Below are 22,915 nucleotides of genomic sequence, written 5' to 3'. Positions count from 1 at the left end.
ACACCACCTGTCCCGTGCGAAGGCGGCATGCGACATGCGCCTTGCTACGTGGCGTAGACCGCCACAGTGGAGGGTAACTGGCCGCGCATGAACGGTATTGTCGTTACCGCGCTCAAGCGGCCATATACTTTCGTAGTTCTCTCCATCCTGATTGTCGTGTTCGGTGTGCGGGGCCTCCTGCGCACGCCAACGGACGTGTTCCCCAGCATCAATATCCCCGTGGTCGCGATCTGCTGGACCTATACCGGCCTCATGCCGGAAGATATGTCCGGGCGCGTGGTGTACTATTACGAGCGCGCACTGACCGCCACGGTGAACAACATCGAACATATCGAAAGCCAGTCCTATTACGGACGTGGCATCGTGAAGGTGTTCTTCCAGCCCGGCACCGATACCGCCGTGGCGCAGACGCAGATCACCGCCGTTTCCCAGACTGTCATCAAGCAGATGCCCGCAGGCATGACGCCACCCCTTGTACTCACGTACAACGCGTCTTCCGTGCCGGTGCTGACGCTGCAGGTTTCATCCGATTCCATGACGGCGTCGGAAATTTACGACATGTCCTCCAACCTGATCCGCCCGGCGCTGGTATCGGTTGCGGGGGCGGCCATTCCCAATCCCTATGGCGGCCAGCCGGGCAACATCATGGTCGATCTGGACCAGAGCAAGCTGCTGGCCCACAAGCTGTCCGCCACGGATATCGGTAACGCGCTGGGCAAGCAGAACATCGTGCTGCCCGCCGGTGACCAGCAGATCGGCGCGTTCGACTGGATGGTCCAGACCAATGCCTCGCCCGAGGAGATAGACACCTTCAACAACATGCCCATCAAGCAGGAGGGCAATTCCGTCGTCTACCTGCGCGACGTGGCATGGGTGCATGCGGGGGGACCGCCACAGACCAACATGGTGCTGGTCAAGGGGCATCAGGCGGTGCTGATCGTCATCATGAAAAGTGGTGATGCGTCCACCCTGTCCGTTGTCAGCGGGATCAAGCAGCTTCTGCCCTCCATCGTCAGGACGCTGCCGCCGGGGGTCGACATCACCGTGCTGGGCGATGCCTCCACCTTCGTGAAGGAGGCGGTGCGCGACGTGGTGCAGGAAATGGGCACCGCCGCCATGCTGACCAGTCTTGTGGTGCTGTTGTTCCTCGGTTCGTGGCGATCGACCGTCATCATTGCAACGTCCATCCCGCTGGCCATGCTCTGCTCGGTCATCGGGCTGGGGGCGGCGGGGCAGACGATCAACGTCATGACGCTGGGCGGTCTGGCGCTGGCGGTGGGCATCCTGGTCGATGACGCCACCGTCATGATCGAGAACATCGACGCGCATCTGGAAATGGAAAAGGATCTGGAAACCGCCATTATCGATGCGGCCAACCAGATCGTCATTCCCACCTTCGTCTCGACATTATGTATCTGTATCGTGTGGATGCCGCTGTTCCAGCTTACCGGTGTGGCGGGCTGGCTGTTCATGCCCATGGCGGAAGCCATCATCTTCGCCATGATCGCATCCTTCATCCTGTCGCGTACGCTGGTGCCGACCATGGCCAAATACATGCTGGCGGCGCAGGTCGCGGCCCATGCCAGAGCAAAGGCGGAGGGTGGCCATCAGGAACCGCGCAATGTCTTTGGCCGCTTCCAGCAGGGGTTCGAGCGCCGCTTCGTCACCTTCCGTAACAGCTACCGTGGGCTGCTTGAACATCTGGTGACCATTCGCGGGCGTTTCGTCCCGATATTTGCCCTGTCCGCCTTCTGTTCGCTGGGTCTGCTGGTTTTCGCGGGACAGGATTTCTTCCCCGAAATCAACTCCAACGCGCTGGCGATCCATATGCGCGCGCCCATGGGCACCAAGATTGCCGAAGCGGGCAAGATCGCGATGCTGGTGAATGACGAGATCGAACGCCTGCTGCCCAATCAGGTCGAAGGCATCGTCAATAACTGCGGCCTGCCGTTCAGTCCGCTCAATCAGGCGTTCATTCCCACGCCCACCGTTGGCGCGCAGGACTGCGATCTGACGGTTACGCTGAAGAATGACGAAGCGCCGGTGGCGGAATTCCGTGGCATCCTGCGCAAGGGGCTGGCTGAGAAATTCCCCGGCACCGAAATCACCTTCATGCCAGCCGATCTGACCGCCAAGATCCTGAACTTCGGGCTGCCCGCGCCGCTTGATGTGCAGGTATCGGGGCGCAACCTGTATGGCAATTTCGATTTTGCCGAAAAACTGGCCGAAAAGCTGCGGCACGTCACCGGCATTGCCGATGTGTCGGTGCAGGAACCGCTGAATACGCCGACCCTGCGCGTCAATGCCCGCCGGACCTACGCGCTGGGCACCGGCCTGACCGAAGCGGACGTGGCGAACAACGCGCTGGCCGTGCTGTCGGGCAGCGGACAGGTGGCGCCGACCTACTGGCTGGACCCCAAGACGGGGGTTTCGCATCTGGTCGATATCCAGACGCCGCTGCAGTTCCTGCAGACCCTGAACGATCTTGAAACCATCCCCATCGACAAGGGGGATGGCAACCCGTCCGACAAGGCGCCGCAGATACTCGGTGGCCTGAGCCAGATCGTGCAGACGGGCACGCCGGGCGAAGTTTCGCACTACAACATCATGCCGGTGTTCAACATCTATGCCTCGAACGAGGGACTGGACCTTGGTGCGGTCTCCCGTGAGGTCAACCGCGTGGTGGCAGAGGCCAGCAAGGACCTGCCCGCAGGCTCCAGCCTGAGCGTGCGTGGTCAGGCTTCCACCATGAACGGGGCGTATGTCCAGCTTATCGGCGGTCTCGCGATGTCGATCCTGCTGGTGTACCTGATCATCGTGGTGAACTTCCAGTCGTGGATGGACCCGTTCATCATCATTACGGCCCTGCCCGGTGCGCTGGCGGGTATCGCATGGAGCCTGTTCCTGACGCACACGACCCTGTCGGTTCCGGCGCTGACGGGGGCGATCATGTGCATGGGCACGGCCACGGCCAACTCCATCCTTGTCGTCTCCTTTGCGCGGGAACGGATGGATGTGCATGGCGATGCCGTCCGTGCCGCGATCGAAGCCGGTTATGAACGTATCCGTCCCGTCCTGATGACGGCGTCGGCCATGATTATCGGCATGCTGCCCATGTCGCTGAGCAATTCGCAGAACGCGCCGCTGGGTCGTGCGGTGATGGGGGGGCTGCTTGTCGCAACCTGCGCCACGCTGCTGTTCGTGCCCTGCGTGTTCGCCCTGATCCATTCCAGAAAGTCCAAGAAGGCCGCCGTCGGCGAAGGAGAGCACGCATGACCGCCACAGGGGAAAACCACACGCCGCACAGGTCCGGGCGTGGGCGGCTGTACGCCACTGTGGGCGGGATCGTGCTGGCCGCGGTTGTTATCGGCGGCATTGTGGAACGCCGCATCCATGTCTCCCACCTGAAGGCCGCGACACAGGACGCGGCCATTCCCCGCGTGCAGATCATCCTGCCGCAGAAAGGCCCCAAGACCCGCACGCTGGACCTGCCGGGCAATATTTCCGCATGGTACCAGGCGCCGATCTATGCGCAGGTCTCGGGCTACGTGCAGATGTGGTACAAGGATATTGGCGCCAAGGTGAAGGCGGGCGAGATTCTGGCCACCATCGACACGCCGGGACTGGATGCGCAGTATGCGGCGTCCAAGGCGAATTTTGACGTGGCCATGGCGCGCTACAGGCTGGCGCAGATCACGGCCCGGCGCTGGCGGGCGCTGCAGGGCACGCAGGCCGTGTCGCAGCAGGAAGTGGACGTGCAGGCCGCCAATGCCGAAGTCAATCAGGCGGAGGTGGAAGCCGCCCGGCATGAGGTCTCGCGCTATGCCGCCCTGATCGGGTTCAAGCAGCTTGTGGCGCCGTTCGACGGGGTGGTTACGTCCCGTCTGGCTGACGTGGGCGATTACGTGAACGCGGGCGGGGGCGATGTCTCCTCACGCGGGACGGCGACCGAACTGTTCAGCGTGGCCGACGTGCACCGGATGCGTATTTTCGTTTCCATCCCGCAGGACTATGCGGACATCATCAGCCCCAAGCTGACGGGCGACGTGTCGGTGCCGCAGTATCCGGGCAAGGTGTTCCGGGCCAAGTTCCTTGCAACCGCCCGTGCGTTCAACTCCGGCACCCGCACCGTGACCACGGAACTGGTTGTCGATAACGACAAGCGGGAACTGTGGCCCGATTCCTATGCCAATGTACATTTTGTCGCACCCGGTGACCCCGATATTCTGATAATCCCCGAAGGCGCGCTTGTATTCCGTGCGCAGGGTATGCAGGTGGCGATTGTGGATGACGATAACCGCATACGCCTGCGCAATGTAACGGTTGGCACCAACCTGGGTACGAAGGTGCAGGTTCTGGCGGGTATCGGCCCGAAGGACCGGATTGTGAACAACCCGTCCGCAGGCTTGCTGGAAGGCCAGAAGGTCTATCTGGTCGGCGCGACGACGGGGTACAATGACGCCGGGGCCACGGCATCCCCCGGAGTTGACAAGGGAGATGACGTGCGGGCCATGCCAGCGGGTGACAGTAACGCAAGCGATACCGGGGTGCGGCAATGATGGGAGCGCCGCCCAGCCGGTTCCGCCACGTCCTTTCGCGCCATATGCTCTCACTTGCCGGTTGCGCCGCCCTGGCGGGCGGTCTGGGCGGCTGTGTGGACCTTGCCCCCAAATATCGCCAGCAGCATTACATGCTGCCCGATAACTGGAAGGGCGACGGGGTTGTGCAGTACGGCAACCCGCAGGATGGCGTATCGCGCGGGGACTGGTGGCAGGTCTTTCACGACCCCACCCTTGATGAACTGGAAGAACGTGCAAGCCGCCTGAACCCGGACCTGCAGGCCGATGCGGAAGCCTTCACGCAGGCACGCGACATCGTGGCGGAAGCGCAGTCCAATCTGTACCCCCAGATCAGCGGGGCGGCTTCAGCCTCACAGAACCAGGCGTCCAGCCACAGGCTGTGGCGTGGTGCGGGTTCGCAGGGGCCGATCTACATGTCGTCGGAGCAGTATAGCGCTTCCGCGCGATGGGAGCCGGATTTCTGGTCCGGCATCCGCAACCGCAGGCGTGTGCAGCAGCGTCTGGCGCAGGCGGCGGCGGCTGACTTCGCCGTGGCGCGTCTGAGCATCCAGTCCGAACTGGCCAATGACTATATGCAGTTGCGCGGCATGGACGCGCAGCATGCGGTCTATCTCGACTCGATCCGTTATTACCAGACCGCGGTGCAGATCACGAAAATGCGGCAGGCGGGGGCTATCGCCGCGGGAATCGATGTCTCGCGCGCGCAGACCCAGCTTTCGTCCACGCAGGCGGCGGATACGGACCTTCAGGCCCGCCGGGCGGTGATGGAACATGCGATTGCCATTCTGGCCAATGTGGCGCCGTCCGATTTCCATATCACGCCCCGTTCCCAGATCAGCTTCCCCAAGGTGCCGGCCCCGGTGGGCATTCCCGCCACCCTGCTGGAGCGCAGGCCCGACATCGCCAGCGCCGAGCGGCATATGGCGGCGGCCAACCGCGCCATCGGTGTCTCGCGCGCGGCGTTCTATCCGCATGTAACCTTCAGTGCGACTGCCGGTTTCATGGATAACGGCTTCACGCTCGATAAATTCGCCAACGGCATGTACAACTATGCCGCGCAGGCTGTCCTGCCCCTGTTCCAGGGCGGACTGCGGCGCGCGGAACTGCAACGCAACTGGTCGCAGTACCGGCAGGCGGAAGACCAGTACCGCGCCACTGTGCTGGCAGCCTTCAAGGACGTGGAGGACGGGCTGAGCCTGACCCATGGCCTTGATACGGAGGCCACGCAGCAGGCTGAGGCGGTGCAGGCCGCCATGCGCACGCAGAACATGACCATGCAGCTTTATACGGGCGGCCTGACCAATTATCTGGACGTGGTGGTGGCGCAGGTCGCGGCCCTCCAGGCCCGCATTGCCGAAGTGCAGGTGGAAACCCGCTACATGCAGGCGCAGGTGGAGCTTATCCGCGCGCTTGGCGGTGGGTGGACCACCGCGGAACTGCCCGATAACCGGCAGATCCGCCCGTTCTCTCCGCTACAGTATACGCATCTGCGCACGCCCAAGGCCGTCAAGGGCGTCAATGTCGATAACGGGCCTGAATCCTACGACCTCTCAGGCAAGGGATTTCAGGACGGGGACTTGACAGGCACACCTAAACAGCGGTAGGTGCGCGCCTCTTATCGGAACGCGGGAGGTCACCCCCATCATACCTTCAGGGTAGGGGGTGGCCACCAGAACCGCGGTCCGGGTGAAACAGTCAGGAGCCCCGGATATGGCCAAAAAAATCGTTGGCTACATCAAGCTGCAAATCCCCGCCGGCAAGGCGAATCCGTCCCCGCCGGTTGGTCCGGCACTGGGTCAGCGCGGCCTGAACATCATGCAGTTCTGCAAGGAGTTCAACGCGAAGACACAGGGTCTCGAACCCGGTATGCCGATTCCCGTCGTCATCACCGCGTATGCCGACCGTACGTTCAGCTTCATCACCAAGACGCCGCCGAACACCTACTTCCTCATGAAGGCTGCCAAGATTTCCAAGGGCAGCTCCACCGTGGGCAAGGCTGCCACCGTTGGTAAGGTGACGATCGCGCAGTTGCGCGAGATTGCCGAGACGAAGCAGAAAGACATGAACGCCAACGATATCGACGGCGCCGTGCGCATGCTGGCGGGTTCCGCCCGCTCCATGGGCATCGACGTGGTGGAGGGCTGATAGAATGGCAAAGAACAAGCGTCTGACCGCAGCCCGCGCCGCAGTCGATAATGCCAAGCAGTATGGTCTTGATGAGGCGATCGCCCTGGTCAAGAACAACGCCAAGGCGAAGTTTGACGAAACGGTCGAAATCTCCATGAACCTGGGCATCGACCCGCGTCATGCCGACCAGATGGTCCGTGGCCTGCTGTCCCTGCCCAACGGCACGGGCAAGACCCTGCGCGTTGGCGTGTTCGCCCGCGGCCCGAAGGCCGAGGAAGCGAAGGCCGCCGGTGCCGACGTGGTTGGTGCCGAAGATCTGGCCGAAAAGGTGCAGGCTGGCGAAATCGCTTTCGACCGCTGCATCGCGACCCCCGACATGATGGCCCTCGTTGGCCGTCTGGGTAAGATCCTTGGCCCGCGTGGCCTGATGCCCAACCCCAAGCTGGGCACCGTGACCATGGACGTTAAGGGTGCGGTTTCCGCAGCCAAGTCCGGTCAGGTCGAATACCGCGCGGAAAAGGCCGGTATCGTGCATGCCGGTGTTGGCAAGGCATCGTTCGACGGCTCCAAGCTGGCTGAAAACATCCGTGCGTTCGTGGACGCCGTCCAGAAGGCCCGTCCGACGGGTGCGAAGGGCACGTATGTCAAGAAGATCGCCCTGTCCTCCACCATGGGGCCGGGTGTTACGGTTGATGTCTCCGCCTTCACGGCGGGCTGACACCAGCTTCCGAATGACCCTGCCCTGCAAGGGGTAGGGGACAGGAGATGGCGGTCCGCCGCCATTTTCCGAACCTGTCCATGACCGGATGTGGCGAAAGCCTTGATTGCCCGCAGGGGCTGCAACCGGGAGACGGGGATGCCGGATCGGGGCGAAAGCCCGCACTGGTTGTTCCGTTAAAAAAGGACAGGCGAACCGGGATGCAAGCGGCCTGCCGCAACATCCCAAGGGTAAACCCTATCTGCCGGTTTTGCCGGCGGATGATGATGGAGACGGGATTTGGACCGTACGGAGAAGCGGGAGTTTGTTGCCTCCCTCGCAGCCGTGTTCGCGAAGACGTCCATGGTCATCGTCACCCGTAATGACGGGCTGACTGTGGCTGATGTGACGGAACTTCGGCGTCGCGTGCGTGCGGCTGGAGCTACACACAAGGTCGCGAAGAACCGGCTGACCTCTCTCGCCCTGGCAGGGACCCAGTTCGAAGGCATCAAGCCGCTGCTGAAGGGGCCGACCGCGTTGTCGTGGGCGGATGAACCCGTATCAATGGCGAAGGTGCTGGTCGAGTTCGCCAAAACCAATGACAAGCTTGTTCTGCTCGGCGGATCGCTTGGTGCCCAGACGCTCGATGTCGCGAGTATCAAGGCCCTGGCGGAACTGCCGTCCCTGGATGTTCTGCGTGCGCAGCTGGTGGGGCTTATCTCCACGCCGGCAACCCGCATCGCAGGCGTGCTCCAGGCGCCGGCCGGACAGCTTGCACGGGTTTTTGGTGCCTATGCCAAGACGGGCGAAGCAGCCTGAGACCCAATGGCCCGGCCCGCCGGGTTATCAACAAAACGGCATTTTTCCGAAAAAACGGGATTGTGCTGTGTCAACCAGTGTATAAATTAGGAAGACCGAATTATGGCCGATCTGAACAAGATTGTTGAAGACCTGTCCGCTCTGACCGTTCTGGAAGCGGCTGAGCTGTCCAAGCTGCTGGAAGAGAAGTGGGGCGTTTCCGCTGCCGCTCCGGTAGCCGTTGCTGCTGCTCCGGGTGCGGCTGCTGCTGCTCCGGCAGAAGAAAAGACGGAATTTGACGTTGTCCTGACCAAGGCCGGCGACAAGAAGATCAACGTGATCAAGGAAATCCGTGCGATCACGGGTCTGGGCCTGAAGGAAGCCAAGGATCTGGTCGAGGGCGCGCCCAAGACCATCAAGGAAGGCGCCAGCAAGGATGAAGCCGAAAAGATCAAGAAGACCCTTGAAGACAACGGCGCTTCCGTCGAAATTAAATAAGTTGGCCTATCTGGACGCGTCGTTCGCGGCGCAACCGGGCTGAGTTATTCAGGTGAGGGTGGAAACCGGCTGGTTTCCGCCCCCTTGGCCGTTACAGGCGCCCTGGCCGCAAGGCTTCGGGCGCCTTTGGTGGTAGATAGGGTTGGTCCGGGCGCAGGTCCGGCTGATCCGCCAAAGATTTTCAAGGGCCGCGCAGTCCGCGTGACATTCGTGTCACCACCGTGCGGACCTGTGTGGATGGGGGCTGGATAGGCGATGAACGCGATTACAAAATCGTTCACGGGACGCAAACGCATCCGCAAGAGCTTCGGGCATATACCCGAGGTGGCTCCGATGCCCAATCTGATCGACGTGCAGCGGGCTAGCTACGAGACGTTCCTCCAGATGAACGTGGCGCCCGACAGCCGGACATCGACGGGCCTGCAGGAAGTGTTCCGTTCCGTCTTTCCGATCAATGATTTCGCTGGGCGCGGGCGGCTGGAATTTGTCAGCTACGAACTGGAAGAGCCGAAATACGACGTTGAGGAATGCATCCAGCGTGGCCTGACCTTCGCCGCACCGCTGAAGGTTATCCTGCGCCTGATCGTATGGGACGTGGATGAGGATACCGGGTCGCGTTCGATCCGCGATATCAAGGAGCAGCCGGTCTATATGGGCGACATGCCGCTCATGACCGACAACGGCACCTTCGTCATCAACGGGACCGAGCGCGTCATCGTCAGCCAGATGCACCGCAGCCCCGGCGTGTTCTTCGATCACGACAAGGGCAAGACCCATTCGTCGGGCAAGTTCCTGTTCGCGGCCCGTGTCATCCCCTATCGCGGATCGTGGCTTGACTTCGAATTCGACAGCAAGGACCTGATCTACGTCCGCATCGACCGCAAGCGCAAGCTGCCGGTCACCACGCTGCTGTACGCGCTGGAAGGGGCCACGTCCGCTGCCGCACGTGCCGCTAAGGCCGCCGAGGGCGGTGACGTGGAAGCTATGGAAATCCAGGGCATGGACCCTGACGAAATCCTTGGCTACTTCTACGGCAAGGTCGAGTTCAACAAGACCCCGAAGGGCTGGGCCCGTCGTTTTGACGCGGAAGCCTTCCGTGGGCAGAAGCTGCTTGAGCCGCTGATCGACGCCCAGACGGGTGAGGAAGTTGCCCCCGCCGATGCGAAGCTGACGGCCCGCATGGTGCGCAAGATCGCGGAAACCACCAAGGAAGTGCTGGTTGGTCCCGCTGGCCTGATCGGTCGCTTCATCGCGTCCGACATGGTCAACGAGAACACGGGCGAGATCTATGCCGAAGCCGGCGAGGAACTGACCGAGCAGAAGCTTGAGGAACTCGATGCCGAGGGCCTGACCACCCTGACCACGCTGGCGATCGACGCCACGAATGGTCCGTGGATCCGTAACACGCTGGCCGTGGACAAGAACGCCTCGCGTGAGGAAGCGCTGACCGACATCTATCGCGTCATGCGCCCCGGTGAGCCGCCCACGCCCGAAACGGCGGAAGCCATGTTCTCCGGCCTGTTCTTCGATCCTGACCGTTATGACCTGTCCGCCGTCGGTCGCGTGAAGATGAACATGCGCCTTGGCGTTGACGTGCCCGATACGGTGCGCGTGCTGCGTAAGGAAGACATCCTGCGCACCGTCAAGATCATGTGCGAACTGAAAGATGGTCGCGGCGCGATCGACGATATCGACAATCTCGGTAACCGTCGTGTCCGCTCCGTCGGCGAACTGATGGAAAATCAGTACCGCGTTGGCCTGCTGCGCATGGAGCGCGCCATCCGCGAACGTATGGGTTCGGTCGATATCGATACGGTCATGCCGCATGACCTGATCAACGCCAAGCCGGCTGCTGCTGCGGTGCGTGAATTCTTCGGTTCCTCGCAGCTCAGCCAGTTCATGGACCAGACCAACCCGCTGTCGGAAGTGACCCATAAGCGCCGTCTTTCGGCACTTGGCCCGGGCGGTCTGACACGTGAACGTGCAGGGTTCGAAGTCCGTGACGTGCATCCGACCCATTACGGCCGTATCTGCCCGATCGAGACGCCGGAAGGCCCGAACATCGGTCTGATCAACTCGCTGGCCACATACGCGAAGGTTAACAAGTACGGGTTCATCGAAACCCCGTACCGCATGGTCGAAAACGGCGTTCTTCAGGATGGCTGGAAATATCTTTCCGCCATGGAAGAAGAAAAGCTTGTCGTGGCTCAGGCCGATGCGAAGCAGGACGCGCAGGGCAACCTGACGGACGATCTGGTTTCGGTGCGTCGTGGCGGTGACTTCCGCCAGGTGCCGCCGACCGATGTCACCGCCTGTGACGTGTCCCCCCGCCAGCTCGTCTCGGTCGCTGCCGCGCTCATTCCGTTCCTTGAGAACGATGACGCCAACCGCGCACTGATGGGCTCGAACATGCAGCGTCAGGCCGTGCCGCTGGTGCGTTCGGACGCGCCGCTGGTCGGCACGGGCATGGAAGCAGCCGTGGCCCATGACTCGGGTGCCGCGATCGTGGCGCGCCGTCATGGTGTGGTGGATCAGATCGACGGTGCGCGTATCGTTGTACGCGCCACTGACGATGCTGGTGCCACGCAGGGCGTCGACATCTATCGCCTGCGCAAATACATGCGCTCCAACCAGTCGACCTGCATCAACCAGCGTCCGCTGGTCCGGGTTGGCGATCAGGTGCGTGCGGGCGAGATTATCGCCGACGGTCCGTCCACGGAACTGGGTGAACTGGCGCTGGGCCGTAACGTGCTTGTCGCGTTCATGCCTTGGAACGGTTACAACTTTGAAGATTCGATCCTGATTTCCGAACGGATCGCGCGTGATGACGTGTTTACCTCGATCCATATCGAGGAATTCGAAGTCATGGCCCGTGACACGAAGCTGGGTCAGGAAGAAATCACCCGCGACATTCCGAATGTCGGTGAGGAAGCGCTGCGCAACCTCGACGAAGCCGGTATCGTCTATGTGGGCGCGGAAGTGAATCCGGGCGATATCCTGATCGGCAAGGTCACGCCGAAGGGCGAAAGCCCGATGACGCCGGAAGAAAAACTCCTGCGCGCCATCTTCGGTGAAAAGGCGTCCGACGTTCGTGATACCTCGCTCAAGCTGCCGCCGGGCACGTCGGGCACCATTGTCGATGTGCGCGTGTTCTCGCGTCGTGGCGTGGACAAGGACGAGCGCGCGATGGCCATCGAGCGCGCCGAGATCGAACGCCTTGCCAAGGACCGTGACGACGAACGCGCGATTCAGGAACGTTCCTTCTACAATCGTCTGCGCGAGCACCTGATCGGCCAGACGGCGGGCACCGGTTTCAAGGGTATCCGTTCGGGCACGGTCATCACGGATGAAGTCCTGTCCGAGCATCCGCGTGGCGCATGGCGCAACGTGACCGTCATGTCCGACGAGGTCATGGCGGAGCTGGAAACCCTGCGGCGTGAATTTGACGCGGCAGTGGCCAAGATCCAGGCGCGTTTTGACAACAAGGTCGAAAAGCTCCAGCGCGGTGATGAACTGCCGCCGGGCGTGATGAAGATGGTCAAGGTCTTCGTTGCGGTGAAGCGCAAGCTTCAGCCGGGTGACAAGATGGCCGGTCGTCACGGCAACAAGGGTGTTGTCTCCCGTGTGGTCCCGGTCGAGGACATGCCGTTCCTTGAAGATGGCACTTCGGTTGATCTGGTGCTGAACCCGCTGGGCGTGCCTTCGCGTATGAATGTCGGGCAGATTCTGGAAACGCATCTGGGCTGGGCCTGCGCCAATATCGGTCGTCAGATCGGCCAGCTTGCCGATGATTACCAGCGCAAGGGTGAAAAGCGGCAGGAACTGCTGGAAGAACTGAAGTCTGTCTATGGCGACAAGGTCTATGATGACCAGATCGGCGACATGACGGATGCCCAGTTGCTGGAACTGTGCGGTAACCTGCGCAAGGGTGTGCCGATCGCAACCCCGGTATTCGATGGCGCGTCCATTCCGGATATCGAAGCGATGCTGACCAAGGCGGGTGTGGACAAGTCCGGCCAGTCGCAGTTGATCGACGGTCGTACGGGTGAACCGTTCGAGCGCAAGACCACGGTCGGTTACATCTACATGCTGAAGCTGCATCACCTTGTTGATGACAAGATCCATGCACGCTCCATCGGTCCGTATTCGCTGGTCACCCAGCAGCCGTTGGGTGGTAAGGCACAGTTCGGTGGGCAGCGCTTCGGTGAAATGGAAGTGTGGGCGCTGGAAGCTTACGGCGCCGCCTACACACTGCAGGAAATGCTGACGGTCAAATCGGATGACGTGTCGGGTCGCACCAAGGTGTATGAGGCGATCGTGCGTGAGCAGGACGACTTCGAAGCCGGCATCCCGGAAAGCTTTAACGTCCTGATCAAGGAACTGAAGTCCCTTGGCCTGAATGTTGACCTTGAACAGAGCGGCTCCTGATCCGGCCTTTACGGTCCACGTCAGTCCATACGTTTTTATTTCAGGAGTGGAGGCAGGTAACGCGCCTGCTTCCGCTTCATTCCCTCAGGGGGTTTGCGGCGCATGAATGAACTCATGAAGATCCTTGGTCAGGGCGGCCAGGCCATGACCTTCGACCAGATCAAGATCCAGCTGGCCTCGGCCGAGCAGATCCGTTCGTGGTCGTACGGCGAGATCAAGAAGCCCGAGACCATCAACTACCGGACATTCAAGCCGGAACGTGATGGCCTGTTCTGCGCGCGGATATTCGGTCCGATCAAGGATTACGAATGCCTGTGCGGCAAATACAAGCGGATGAAATTCCGCGGTATCATCTGTGAAAAGTGCGGCGTTGAAGTCACGCTGGCCAAGGTCCGTCGCGAGCGGATGGGCCATATCGAACTTGCCAGCCCGGTAGCCCATATCTGGTTCCTCAAGTCGCTGCCCAGCCGTATCGGCCTGATGGTCGACATGACGCTGAAGGATCTGGAAAAGATCCTGTATTTCGAAAGCTATGTGGTTCTGGAACCCGGCACGTCGCCGCTCAAGCAGTACAGCCTGCTGACGGAAGACCAGTACCTTGATGTCATGGACGAGCATGGCGACGAGGGGATTGAGGTCGGGATCGGTGCCGAGGCGATCAAGAAGATCCTCGAACGCATCGACTGCAAGCAGGAAAAGGAAGAACTGCGGCAGGAACTGAAGGATTCCACGTCCGAGGCCAAGCGCAAGAAGCTGGTCAAGCGCCTGAAGCTGGTCGAAGCCTTTGCCGACAGCGAATCACGCCCGGAATGGATGATTCTGGATCTGGTGCCGGTGATCCCGCCCGAACTGCGCCCGCTGGTGCCGCTCGATGGTGGCCGTTTCGCCACATCCGACCTGAACGACCTGTACCGTCGTGTCATTAACCGTAACAACCGTCTCAAGCGGCTGATCGAACTGCGCGCGCCGGACATTATTGTCCGTAACGAAAAGCGCATGCTGCAGGAATCGGTCGATGCGCTGTTTGATAACGGTCGTCGTGGCCGTGCGATCACCGGTGCGAACAAGCGCCCGCTGAAGTCCCTGTCCGATATGCTCAAGGGCAAGCAGGGTCGTTTCCGTCAGAACCTGCTGGGCAAGCGCGTCGATTACTCTGGCCGTTCGGTCATCGTGGTCGGCCCCGAACTGAAGCTGCACCAGTGCGGCCTGCCCAAGAAGATGGCGCTGGAACTGTTCAAGCCGTTCATCTATTCCAAGCTGGAAAAATACGGTCACGCCACCACCATCAAGGCTGCCAAGCGGATGGTGGAAAAGGAACGTCCCGAAGTCTGGGATATCCTTGAAGAGGTGATCCGTGAGCATCCCGTCATGCTCAACCGCGCGCCCACGCTGCACCGTCTGGGCATTCAGGCGTTCGAGCCGGTCCTGATTGAAGGCAAGGCGATCCAGCTTCATCCGCTGGTCTGCACCGCCTTCAACGCAGATTTCGACGGTGACCAGATGGCCGTGCACGTGCCGCTGAGCCTTGAGGCGCAGCTTGAGGCCCGCGTGCTGATGATGTCGACAAACAACATCCTCAGCCCGGCCAACGGCAAGCCCATCATCGTGCCGTCGCAGGATATCGTGCTGGGGCTGTACTATCTCAGCCTGGAAACGCCCGAGTTCCGTGCGACGCCCGACCAGAACAGCTATGACGACAAGGGTCAGGTCACGGTCACGGGTGCGCCGTCCTTCTCCAGCGTTGGTGAAGTCGAATATGCACTCAGCACCGGCGCCGTGAAGCTGCATGACAAGATCCGTGCGCGGATCGAGAATGTCGATGCGGAAGGCAGGCTGTCGCGTGAGACCGTGGTGACGACACCGGGTCGTATGCTGGTGGGCCAGATCCTGCCGCGTAACGCCGCGCTGCCGTTCTCGCTGATCAACCGTCAGTTGACCAAGAAGATCGTGTCGGACGTCATCGATGCGGTCTACCGTCACTGCGGCCAGAAGGAATGCGTGATCTTCTGTGACCGCCTGATGGGCCTTGGTTTCCGTCATGCCGCGCGTTCGGGCATTTCCTTCGGTAAGGACGACATGATCGTTCCCGCCGAAAAGAAGGGCCTGGTCGACCGCACCGCCGCCGAGGTGAAGGAGTTCGAACAGCAGTATCAGGATGGTCTGATCACTGCAGGCGAACGCTACAATAAGGTGGTGGACGCATGGTCGCGCTGCACGGACGAAGTGCAGGCCGCGATGATGAAGGAGATCTCCAAGCAGGAGATCGGCAAGCCCACCAACTCGGTGTGGATGATGAGCCACTCCGGTGCCCGTGGGTCGCCAGCGCAGATGAAGCAGCTTGCCGGCATGCGTGGCCTGATGGCCAAGCCGTCTGGTGAGATTATCGAACAGCCGATTATCGCCAACTTCAAGGAAGGCCTGTCGGTTCTCGATTACTTCACCTCCAGCCATGGTGCCCGTAAGGGTCTGGCCGATACCGCGCTCAAGACGGCGAACTCGGGTTACCTGACCCGCCGTCTGGTTGACGTGGCGCAGGACAGCATCATTGTCGAGGAAGATTGCGGCACCGAACGCGGCCTGACCGTGCGTGCGGTCATGGATGGCGGTGAGGTGATCGCCTCCCTGTCCGAGCGTATGCTGGGCCGCACGCTGGCGGCTGATGTGCTTGATCCGGCCACCGGGAAGGTCCTGTTCCCGCGCAATACGCTGATCGAGGAAGCTCAGGCCGAACTGATCGAGAAGGCTGGCGTCGAAAGCCTGCTGATCCGCTCGGTGCTCACCTGTGACAGCCGGGTTGGCGTATGCGGTCACTGCTATGGCCGTGATCTTGCACGTGGCACGCCGGTCAATATCGGTGAGGCCGTGGGCGTGATCGCAGCCCAGTCCATCGGTGAGCCGGGCACCCAGCTTACCATGCGTACCTTCCATATTGGTGGCGCGGCCCAGCGTGGTGCCGAGCAGTCGATGGTGGAAGCCTCGCGCGATGGCAAGGTGACGATCCGCAACAAGAACGTTGTGCAGAACAGCCAGAACGTGCCCATCGTCATGTCGCGTAACTGCGAAATCCTGCTGACGGACGACCGTGGAACCGAGCGTGCCCGCTACCGTGTGCCGTATGGTGCGCGCCTGCTGGTCGAGGACGGTGCCGATGTGACGCGTGGCCAGAAGATGGCCGAGTGGGATCCGTACACCCTGCCGATCATCACCGAGCAGCCCGGTAAGGTTGAATATCTCGACCTGATCGACTCCATCACGCTGGTTGAGCGGATGGATGAAGTCACCGGCCTGACATCCAAGGTGGTCGTGGACTACAAGCAGGCTTCCAAGGGAATCGACCTGCGTCCGCGCCTGCAGCTGAAGGATGCGAAGGGCGATGTGGTGAAGCTGGCCAACGGCAACGACGCCCGCTACTTCCTGTCCCCGGATTCGCTGCTGTCGGTTGAAAATGGCGCGCAGGTCAACGCCGGTGACGTGCTGGCCCGTATCCCGCGTGAAGGTTCCAAGACGCGTGACATTACCGGTGGTCTGCCGCGTGTGGCGGAACTGTTCGAGGCCCGTAAGCCGAAGGATCACGCCATCATCTCGGAAACCGAGGGGCGCGTTGAGTTCGGCAAGGACTACAAGTCCAAGCGTCGCGTCATCGTGAAAAATGACGAGACGGGCGAGGAGACGGATTACCTGATCCCCAAGGGCAAGCACGTTTCCGTTCAGGAAGGCGACTTTGTCCAGGTTGGCGATCCGCTGGTCGACGGTCCCCGCGTGCCGCATGACATCCTGAAGGTGCTGGGCGTCGAGGCACTGTCCGACTATCTCGTGAACGAGATTCAGGACGTGTATCGACTGCAGGGCGTGAAGATCAATGACAAGCACATTGAGGTCATCGTCCGGCAGATGCTGCAGAAGGTGGAAATCCTTGAACCCGGTGACACGACCTACCTGATCGGTGAGACGGTGGATCGTATCGAGTACGAGGAAGAGAACACCAAGCGCCTGAACATGGGTGAACGTCCCGCAGTGGCCATGCCGGTGCTGCAGGGCATCACCAAGGCGTCGCTGCAGACCCAGTCCTTCATCTCCGCCGCATCCTTCCAGGAGACCACACGTGTCCTGACAGAGGCTGCTACGGCAGGGAAGAAGGATACCCTGAACGGCCTGAAGGAGAACGTGATTGTCGGTCGCCTGATCCCCGCTGGGACAGGCAGCGTCATGAACAAGCTCCGCGCGGTTGCCGCGGGTGAGGACAAGCAGCGTCTGGCGCAGGCCCGTGCTGCCGTCCCGCCAACCAAGGCGGCCGAGTAAGCTCGGGCGCATACCATATCCGGATACCGGGAAGCTGGTATCCGGAATGATTCGGTGCTGCACTATTGTCACCATCCGCTTCAGGCAGTATCTGCTGCCGGGCGGAACGGTGTTTGCGGGTTGGTGAAACGGATTCGTTCTCCCTGACCCGCGCGAATCCTGCGTAAGGCTTGACTTGAAGTCATTATGCCCGTAGGTTCCGCGCCCTCGGCTAGCCCTGTCTGAAAGACGTTGTTGGCCGTCGAATGCAGCATGCAGACATGCGGCGCCGCAGCTCGGGAATCGGGCTGCCAAGGCCGGATGTAAATATGATGCCCGAACGGATGGTTGTCATTCGTTGGGGTTTTGTTGTGAACGACAGTCGGCAACCGGACATGAGGTTGGCCGGCCGAATTTTGTAAGGATCGGGAAAGGCGTATGCCGACCATCAACCAGTTGATCGCGAAAGGTCGCGAGCCCGCAGCCAAACGCAACAAGGTTCCTGCTCTGCAGGGCTGTCCGCAGAAGCGTGGCGTTTGTACTCGTGTTTACACAACCACACCGAAGAAGCCGAACTCGGCTCTGCGTAAGGTGGCAAAGGTGCGCCTGACAAACGGTTATGAGGTTGTGAGCTATATTCCGGGTGAGGGGCATAACCTCCAGGAACATAGTGTCGTCCTGATCCGTGGTGGTCGCGTCAAGGATCTTCCTGGCGTGCGTTATCACATCCTGCGCGGCGTTCTGGACACCCAGGGTATCGCCAAGCGTCGTCAGCGTCGCTCGCTCTATGGCGCGAAGCGTCCTAAGTAAAAGGAATAACGAGGCATGAGTCGCCGTCATCGCGCAGTAAAGCGCGAGATTCTTCCCGATCCGAAATTTGGTGATGTCGTCATTACGCGTTTCATGAACGCCCTGATGTACGACGGCAAGAAGTCCACCGCCGAAGGGATCGTCTATGGCGCCCTTGAGGTGCTGCGTCGCCGTGGTGGCGCTGCTGCGGACCCTGTGGTGATGTTCCACAGCGCGCTGGACAACGTCAAGCCGGCCGTCGAGGTGCGTTCCCGCCGTGTTGGTGGCGCGACCTACCAGGTTCCGGTCGAAGTCCGGGCCGAGCGTCGTCAGGCGCTGGCCATCCGCTGGCTGATCGACGCCTCGCGCAAGCGTGGCGAGAACACCATGCAGGAGCGTCTGTCCAACGAGCTTCTCGACGCCGTGAACAACCGTGGTTCGGCAGTCAAGAAGCGCGAAGACACGCACCGTATGGCGGAAGCCAACAAGGCATTCAGTCATTACCGCTGGTAAAGGCGGTCTGGCCGGTCTATCTACCGGCTCGACTTCCGAAACGGAACTTTCCAACCCGACTCTCGGCACGAGGCCGAGTTAACGGAGAAAACGATGGCAAAGGCTAAATTTGAGCGGAACAAGCCGCATTGTAACATTGGCACGATCGGTCACGTCGATCATGGCAAGACATCGCTGACCGCTGCTATCACGAAGACGCTGGCGAAGGCCGGCGGCGCCGAGTTCAAGGCGTACGACATGATCGACGCGGCGCCGGAAGAACGCGCCCGTGGCATCACGATCTCGACCGCTCACGTCGAGTACGAGACCGCGAAGCGTCACTACGCTCACGTCGACTGCCCCGGCCATGCTGACTATGTGAAGAACATGATCACGGGTGCCGCGCAGATGGACGGCGCGATCCTGGTTGTGTCCGCTGCTGACGGCCCGATGCCCCAGACCCGCGAGCACATCCTGCTTGCCCGTCAGGTCGGCGTGCCGGCACTGGTCGTCTTCCTGAACAAGGTTGACCAGGTTGACGATCCGGAACTGCTGGAACTCGTTGAGATGGAAGTGCGCGAGCTGCTTTCCGCTTACCAGTTCCCCGGCGACGATATCCCCATCATCAAGGGTTCGGCCCTGGTGACGCTGGAAGACGGCGATGCGGAAATCGGTGAAAACCGCGTTCTGGATCTGATGAACGCTGTTGACGAATACATCCCGCAGCCGGAGCGTCCGGTTGACCGTCCGTTCCTGATGCCGATCGAAGACGTGTTCTCCATCTCCGGTCGTGGCACCGTGGTTACGGGCCGTGTCGAGCGTGGCGTTGTGAACGTTGGCGACGAAATCGAGATCGTTGGCCTGCGCCCGACGCAGAAGACGACCGTGACCGGCGTTGAAATGTTCCGCAAGCTGCTCGATCGTGGTGAAGCAGGTGACAACATCGGCGCACTGGTGCGTGGCACGAAGCGTGAAGACGTTGAGCGTGGCCAGGTGCTGGCAAAGCCGGGTTCCATCACCCCGCACACCAAGTTCAAGGCGGAAGCCTACATCCTGACGAAGGAAGAGGGTGGCCGTCACACGCCGTTCTTCACCAACTATCGTCCGCAGTTCTATTTCCGCACGACCGACGTCACCGGCGTTGTTCACCTGCCGGAAGGCACGGAAATGGTCATGCCTGGCGATAACGTCGCCATGGATGTCGAGCTGATCGCTCCGATCGCCATGGATGAAGGCCTGCGCTTCGCTATCCGCGAAGGTGGCCGCACCGTTGGTGCAGGTGTTGTTGCTTCCATCACGGCGTGATTGGACAGTAACTGAACTGTGGTATCCCGGTCGGAGCGATCCGGCCGGGTTTCCATTGCGGATCGGGTTCCCCCGAATCAGGTAAAGTTGGACTGAAACAGAAAGATGGACAACCAGAACATCCGCATTCGCCTGAAGGCGTACGATCACCGGGTGCTGGACAACAGCACGAAAGAGATCGTCAATACGGCGAAGCGTACGGGTGCGCGGGTTCGGGGTCCTATCCCGCTGCCGACGCATATTGAACGGTTTACTGTAAACCGCTCCCCCCACGTGGATAAGAAAAGCCGCGAGCAGTTCGAAATTCGGACCCATCGCCGGCTGCTCGACATTGTCGAGCCGACCCCGCAGACCGTGGACGCTCTCATGAAACTCGACCTCGCCGCTGGCGTGGATGTCGAGATTAAACTCTAAGGTCCAGACGATGCGCACCGGATTGATCGCAAAAAAGCTGGGTATGACCCGGCTGTTCAAGGAAGACGGCACACATGTGCCGGTGACTGTCCTGCAGATTGATGATCTGCAGGTGGTTGATGTCCGTAATACCGAGCGTGATGGCTACACGGCCGTCCAGCTTGGCGCGGGCAAGGCCAAGGTCAAAAATGTGTCGAAGCCGAACCGCGGCCATTTTGCCAAGGCCAAGGTCGAGCCCAAGAAGAAGCTGGCTGAATTCCGCGTTGCGGATGATGCCGTCCTGGAAGTCGGGGCTTCTCTGTCCGCCGCCCATTTCGTGGCGGGACAGAAGGTGGACGTTACCGGCACCAGCAAGGGTAAGGGTTTTGCCGGCGCCATGAAGCGCTGGAACTTTGCCGGTCTCGAAGCCTCCCATGGTGTCTCGATCAGTCACCGTTCGCACGGTTCGACGGGTAACCGTCAGGACCCGGGCAAGGTTTTCAAGAACAAGAAGATGGCTGGCCATCTCGGTTCCGAGCGTATCACCACGCTGAACCTTGAGGTAGCGGCTGTCGACGCCGAAAAGAACCTCCTCATGATCCGCGGCTCCGTGCCGGGCGGGAAGAACGAGGTGGTTCTGATTCGTGATGCGATCAAGAAGGCCCGTCATGCCGAGGCGCCGTATCCGGCGGCCCTGGTTGAGGCTGCGGGCTGAGGATAGAGGGCAATGGATTACGAGATCAAAACCCTCGATAACGGGAGCGCAGGTACCGCCAGCCTTCCGGACGAGATTTTCGCCGCAACCCCGCGCAGCGACATTCTGGCGCGTGTGGTGCACTGGCAGCTGGCAAAGCGCCGCGCAGGGACGCACAAGGTCAAGGGCATGGGGGAAGTCTCCGGCACGACCAAGAAGCCCTACCGCCAGAAGGGAACAGGTAGCGCCCGTCAGGGTTCGCTGCGTTCGCCGCAGTACCGTACCGGTGGTGTGGTGCATGGTCCGGTCGTGCGTGACCATGGCTATGACCTGCCCAAGAAGGTGCGTCGTCTGGGCCTGATTTCCGCGCTGTCACAGAAGGCTGCCGAAGGCAAGCTGGTCGTGCTTGATGCGGCGACGGCTTCGGGCAAGTCCGCTGAGCTGGCGAAGAAGCTGAAGGTCCTGGGCTGGACATCCGCCCTGATCGTGGATGCCACGGTTGAAGAGAACTTCGGCCGCGCCGCGCGCAACCTGCCGAAGATCGACATTCTTCCGACGGTTGGCGCGAATGTCTACGACATCCTGAACCATGAGGTGCTGGCCATCACCCGCGCCGGGGTTGAGGGACTGAAGGAGCGTCTGGCATGACCAACATCCTGGCAATCCGCAAGAAGGCGGAACGTATGTCTCGGGAAGCGATGTATGACATCATCCGCTCCCCCCTGATCACGGAAAAGGCGACAGCCCTGTCCGAGAAGAATCAGGTCGGTTTCAAGGTTGCGATCAGCGCGACGAAGCCAGAGATCAAGGTAGCGGTCGAGACGCTGTTTGGTGTGAAGGTTCTGGGTGTGAACACACTCATCCAGAAGGGGAAGGCCAAGCGCTTCAAGGGACGTCCCGGCCAGCGTTCGGATGTGAAGAAGGCGTTTGTTCAGCTTGCAGAAGGTCAGTCCATTGACCTGACCGCGAAGCTGGTCTGACGCGGGGTGACAAGAAATGGCATTGAAGCACTTTAATCCAGTTACCCCCAGCCTGCGCGGAACGGTTCTTATCGACCGCAAGGAGCTGTGGAAAGGCAAGCCCGTCAAGGGCCTGACCGAGGGGAAGAACAAGAGCGGCGGCCGTAACAACCACGGTCGCACCACCTCGCGTTTCATCGGTGGCGGACACAAGCAGTCCTACCGTTATGTCGACTTCAAGCGTCGCAAGTTCGACGTGGTCGGCACGGTGGAGCGTCTTGAATACGATCCCAACCGCACCGCGTTCATTGCGCTGATCAAGTACGATGACGGCGAACTGGCCTACATCATCGCACCGCAGCGCCTGAAGGCTGGCGATCAGGTTGTTGCCGGCGCCCGCGCCGACATCAAGCCGGGCAACGCCATGCCCCTGTCAGCGGTTCCGGTGGGAACGATCATCCACAACATCGAGCTCAAGGCCGGTGGTGGCGGGAAGATCGCACGTTCCGCTGGTACCTATGCACAGCTGGTCGGCAAGGATATGGGCTATGCCCAGATCAAGCTGCAGTCCGGTGAACTGCGTGTTGTCCGCGCGGAATGCATGGCCACCATCGGTGCCGTGTCCAACCCGGACAACATGAACCAGCATCTGGGCAAGGCCGGCCGCAATCGCTGGCTGGGCCGCCGTCCGCACAACCGTGGTGTCGTCATGAACCCGGTTGACCACCCGCATGGTGGTGGTGAAGGGCGCACGTCCGGTGGACGTCATCCGGTTACGCCATGGGGCAAGCCGACTAAGGGTTACAAGACCAGGGTCAACAAGCGTACGGACAGTCTGATTATCCGTCGCCGGAAGACCGGCAAGTAAGGGGCATTT

At 61.0% G+C, this 22,915-nt stretch carries 17 protein-coding genes; all 17 read left to right on the top strand.

What is annotated here, in order from left to right; translation table 11 throughout:
• The first annotated feature begins 87 nt into the window (after positions 1 to 87).
• The 17 genes from CFR79_RS01165 to rplB all read left to right on the top strand — a co-directional run bounded on the left by CFR79_RS01165 (position 88) and on the right by rplB (position 22,906).
• Positions 88 to 3,276 (top strand): efflux RND transporter permease subunit, encoded by a 3,189-nt coding sequence (locus CFR79_RS01165; protein ID WP_110546576.1) that lies wholly within the window; start codon positions 88 to 90, stop codon positions 3,274 to 3,276.
• Entirely contained in the window at positions 3,273 to 4,559 is a 1,287-nt protein-coding gene (locus tag CFR79_RS01160) for an efflux RND transporter periplasmic adaptor subunit (RefSeq protein WP_102323154.1), read from the top strand. Before CFR79_RS01165 ends, CFR79_RS01160 begins: the two co-directional genes overlap by 4 nt.
• Complete coding sequence (locus tag CFR79_RS01155; protein WP_110546573.1) at positions 4,556 to 6,184, top strand: efflux transporter outer membrane subunit; 1,629 nt, start codon at positions 4,556 to 4,558, stop codon at positions 6,182 to 6,184. Before CFR79_RS01160 ends, CFR79_RS01155 begins: the two co-directional genes overlap by 4 nt.
• Before the next feature lie 106 nt (positions 6,185 to 6,290).
• Positions 6,291 to 6,725 (top strand): 50S ribosomal protein L11, encoded by a 435-nt coding sequence (rplK, locus tag CFR79_RS01150; RefSeq protein ID WP_102323156.1) that lies wholly within the window; start codon positions 6,291 to 6,293, stop codon positions 6,723 to 6,725.
• A gap of 4 nt (positions 6,726 to 6,729) precedes the next feature.
• Entirely contained in the window at positions 6,730 to 7,425 is a 696-nt protein-coding gene (gene rplA / locus CFR79_RS01145) for a 50S ribosomal protein L1 (protein ID WP_110546571.1), read from the top strand.
• A 279-nt stretch (positions 7,426 to 7,704) separates the two neighbouring features.
• Positions 7,705 to 8,223, top strand: a complete 519-nt coding sequence (rplJ, locus tag CFR79_RS01140; RefSeq protein ID WP_102323158.1) for a 50S ribosomal protein L10 — start codon at positions 7,705 to 7,707, stop codon at positions 8,221 to 8,223.
• 102 nt (positions 8,224 to 8,325) lie between these two features.
• Entirely contained in the window at positions 8,326 to 8,700 is a 375-nt protein-coding gene (gene rplL, locus CFR79_RS01135) for a 50S ribosomal protein L7/L12 (RefSeq protein WP_102323159.1), read from the top strand.
• 255 nt (positions 8,701 to 8,955) lie between these two features.
• On the top strand, positions 8,956 to 13,128 hold the full coding sequence (gene rpoB / locus CFR79_RS01130) for a DNA-directed RNA polymerase subunit beta (protein ID WP_102323160.1): 4,173 nt from the start codon (positions 8,956 to 8,958) through the stop codon (positions 13,126 to 13,128).
• Between the two features lie 102 nt (positions 13,129 to 13,230).
• Positions 13,231 to 17,427, top strand: a complete 4,197-nt coding sequence (gene rpoC / locus CFR79_RS01125; protein ID WP_102323161.1) for a DNA-directed RNA polymerase subunit beta' — start codon at positions 13,231 to 13,233, stop codon at positions 17,425 to 17,427.
• A 417-nt stretch (positions 17,428 to 17,844) separates the two neighbouring features.
• Entirely contained in the window at positions 17,845 to 18,216 is a 372-nt protein-coding gene (gene rpsL, locus CFR79_RS01120) for a 30S ribosomal protein S12 (protein ID WP_003621118.1), read from the top strand.
• Between the two features lie 15 nt (positions 18,217 to 18,231).
• Positions 18,232 to 18,708 carry a 30S ribosomal protein S7 gene (gene rpsG, locus CFR79_RS01115; RefSeq protein WP_102323162.1) on the top strand — a complete coding sequence of 159 codons (477 nt, stop codon included), beginning with the start codon at positions 18,232 to 18,234 and terminating at the stop codon, positions 18,706 to 18,708.
• 93 nt (positions 18,709 to 18,801) lie between these two features.
• Positions 18,802 to 19,992: an elongation factor Tu gene (gene tuf / locus CFR79_RS01110; RefSeq protein ID WP_102323163.1), complete on the top strand. Its 1,191-nt coding sequence runs from the start codon at positions 18,802 to 18,804 to the stop codon at positions 19,990 to 19,992.
• Positions 19,993 to 20,097: 105 nt separating this feature from the next.
• The gene (gene rpsJ, locus CFR79_RS01105) at positions 20,098 to 20,406 is read left to right on the top strand and encodes a 30S ribosomal protein S10 (protein ID WP_007282720.1); all 309 of its coding nucleotides are present in this window, start codon (positions 20,098 to 20,100) and stop codon (positions 20,404 to 20,406) included.
• A gap of 10 nt (positions 20,407 to 20,416) precedes the next feature.
• On the top strand, positions 20,417 to 21,100 hold the full coding sequence (gene rplC, locus CFR79_RS01100; RefSeq protein ID WP_102323164.1) for a 50S ribosomal protein L3: 684 nt from the start codon (positions 20,417 to 20,419) through the stop codon (positions 21,098 to 21,100).
• A 12-nt stretch (positions 21,101 to 21,112) separates the two neighbouring features.
• Positions 21,113 to 21,727 carry a 50S ribosomal protein L4 gene (gene rplD / locus CFR79_RS01095; RefSeq protein ID WP_102323165.1) on the top strand — a complete coding sequence of 205 codons (615 nt, stop codon included), beginning with the start codon at positions 21,113 to 21,115 and terminating at the stop codon, positions 21,725 to 21,727.
• A 35-nt stretch (positions 21,728 to 21,762) separates the two neighbouring features.
• Positions 21,763 to 22,059 (top strand): 50S ribosomal protein L23, encoded by a 297-nt coding sequence (locus tag CFR79_RS01090; protein WP_172157796.1) that lies wholly within the window; start codon positions 21,763 to 21,765, stop codon positions 22,057 to 22,059.
• A gap of 16 nt (positions 22,060 to 22,075) precedes the next feature.
• Positions 22,076 to 22,906, top strand: a complete 831-nt coding sequence (gene rplB, locus CFR79_RS01085) for a 50S ribosomal protein L2 (RefSeq protein ID WP_102323166.1) — start codon at positions 22,076 to 22,078, stop codon at positions 22,904 to 22,906.
• The last annotated feature ends 9 nt before the right edge of the window (positions 22,907 to 22,915 follow it).

Origin of the sequence: Komagataeibacter saccharivorans, assembly GCF_003207825.1 — a bacterium.
Classification (GTDB): Bacteria; Pseudomonadota; Alphaproteobacteria; order Acetobacterales; family Acetobacteraceae; genus Komagataeibacter; species Komagataeibacter saccharivorans.
The sequence above is the reverse complement of the archived record's forward strand: the minus strand, read 5'-3'. Positions and strand labels throughout refer to the sequence as shown.

Bases quoted from the DNA above. Each gene is read 5' to 3' on its own strand.
- CFR79_RS01165 (WP_110546576.1), top strand. From the start codon at position 88: ATGAACGGTATTGTCGTTACCGCGCTCAAGCGGCCATATACTTTCGTA.
- CFR79_RS01160 (WP_102323154.1), top strand. From the start codon at position 3,273: ATGACCGCCACAGGGGAAAACCACACGCCGCACAGGTCCGGGCGTGGG.
- CFR79_RS01155 (WP_110546573.1), top strand. From the start codon at position 4,556: ATGATGGGAGCGCCGCCCAGCCGGTTCCGCCACGTCCTTTCGCGCCAT.
- rplK (WP_102323156.1), top strand. From the start codon at position 6,291: ATGGCCAAAAAAATCGTTGGCTACATCAAGCTGCAAATCCCCGCCGGC.
- rplA (WP_110546571.1), top strand. From the start codon at position 6,730: ATGGCAAAGAACAAGCGTCTGACCGCAGCCCGCGCCGCAGTCGATAAT.
- rplL (WP_102323159.1), top strand. From the start codon at position 8,326: ATGGCCGATCTGAACAAGATTGTTGAAGACCTGTCCGCTCTGACCGTT.
- rpoB (WP_102323160.1), top strand. From the start codon at position 8,956: ATGAACGCGATTACAAAATCGTTCACGGGACGCAAACGCATCCGCAAG.
- rpoC (WP_102323161.1), top strand. From the start codon at position 13,231: ATGAATGAACTCATGAAGATCCTTGGTCAGGGCGGCCAGGCCATGACC.
- rpsL (WP_003621118.1), top strand. From the start codon at position 17,845: ATGCCGACCATCAACCAGTTGATCGCGAAAGGTCGCGAGCCCGCAGCC.
- rpsG (WP_102323162.1), top strand. From the start codon at position 18,232: ATGAGTCGCCGTCATCGCGCAGTAAAGCGCGAGATTCTTCCCGATCCG.
- tuf (WP_102323163.1), top strand. From the start codon at position 18,802: ATGGCAAAGGCTAAATTTGAGCGGAACAAGCCGCATTGTAACATTGGC.
- rpsJ (WP_007282720.1), top strand. From the start codon at position 20,098: ATGGACAACCAGAACATCCGCATTCGCCTGAAGGCGTACGATCACCGG.
- rplC (WP_102323164.1), top strand. From the start codon at position 20,417: ATGCGCACCGGATTGATCGCAAAAAAGCTGGGTATGACCCGGCTGTTC.
- rplD (WP_102323165.1), top strand. From the start codon at position 21,113: ATGGATTACGAGATCAAAACCCTCGATAACGGGAGCGCAGGTACCGCC.
- CFR79_RS01090 (WP_172157796.1), top strand. From the start codon at position 21,763: ATGTCTCGGGAAGCGATGTATGACATCATCCGCTCCCCCCTGATCACG.
- rplB (WP_102323166.1), top strand. From the start codon at position 22,076: ATGGCATTGAAGCACTTTAATCCAGTTACCCCCAGCCTGCGCGGAACG.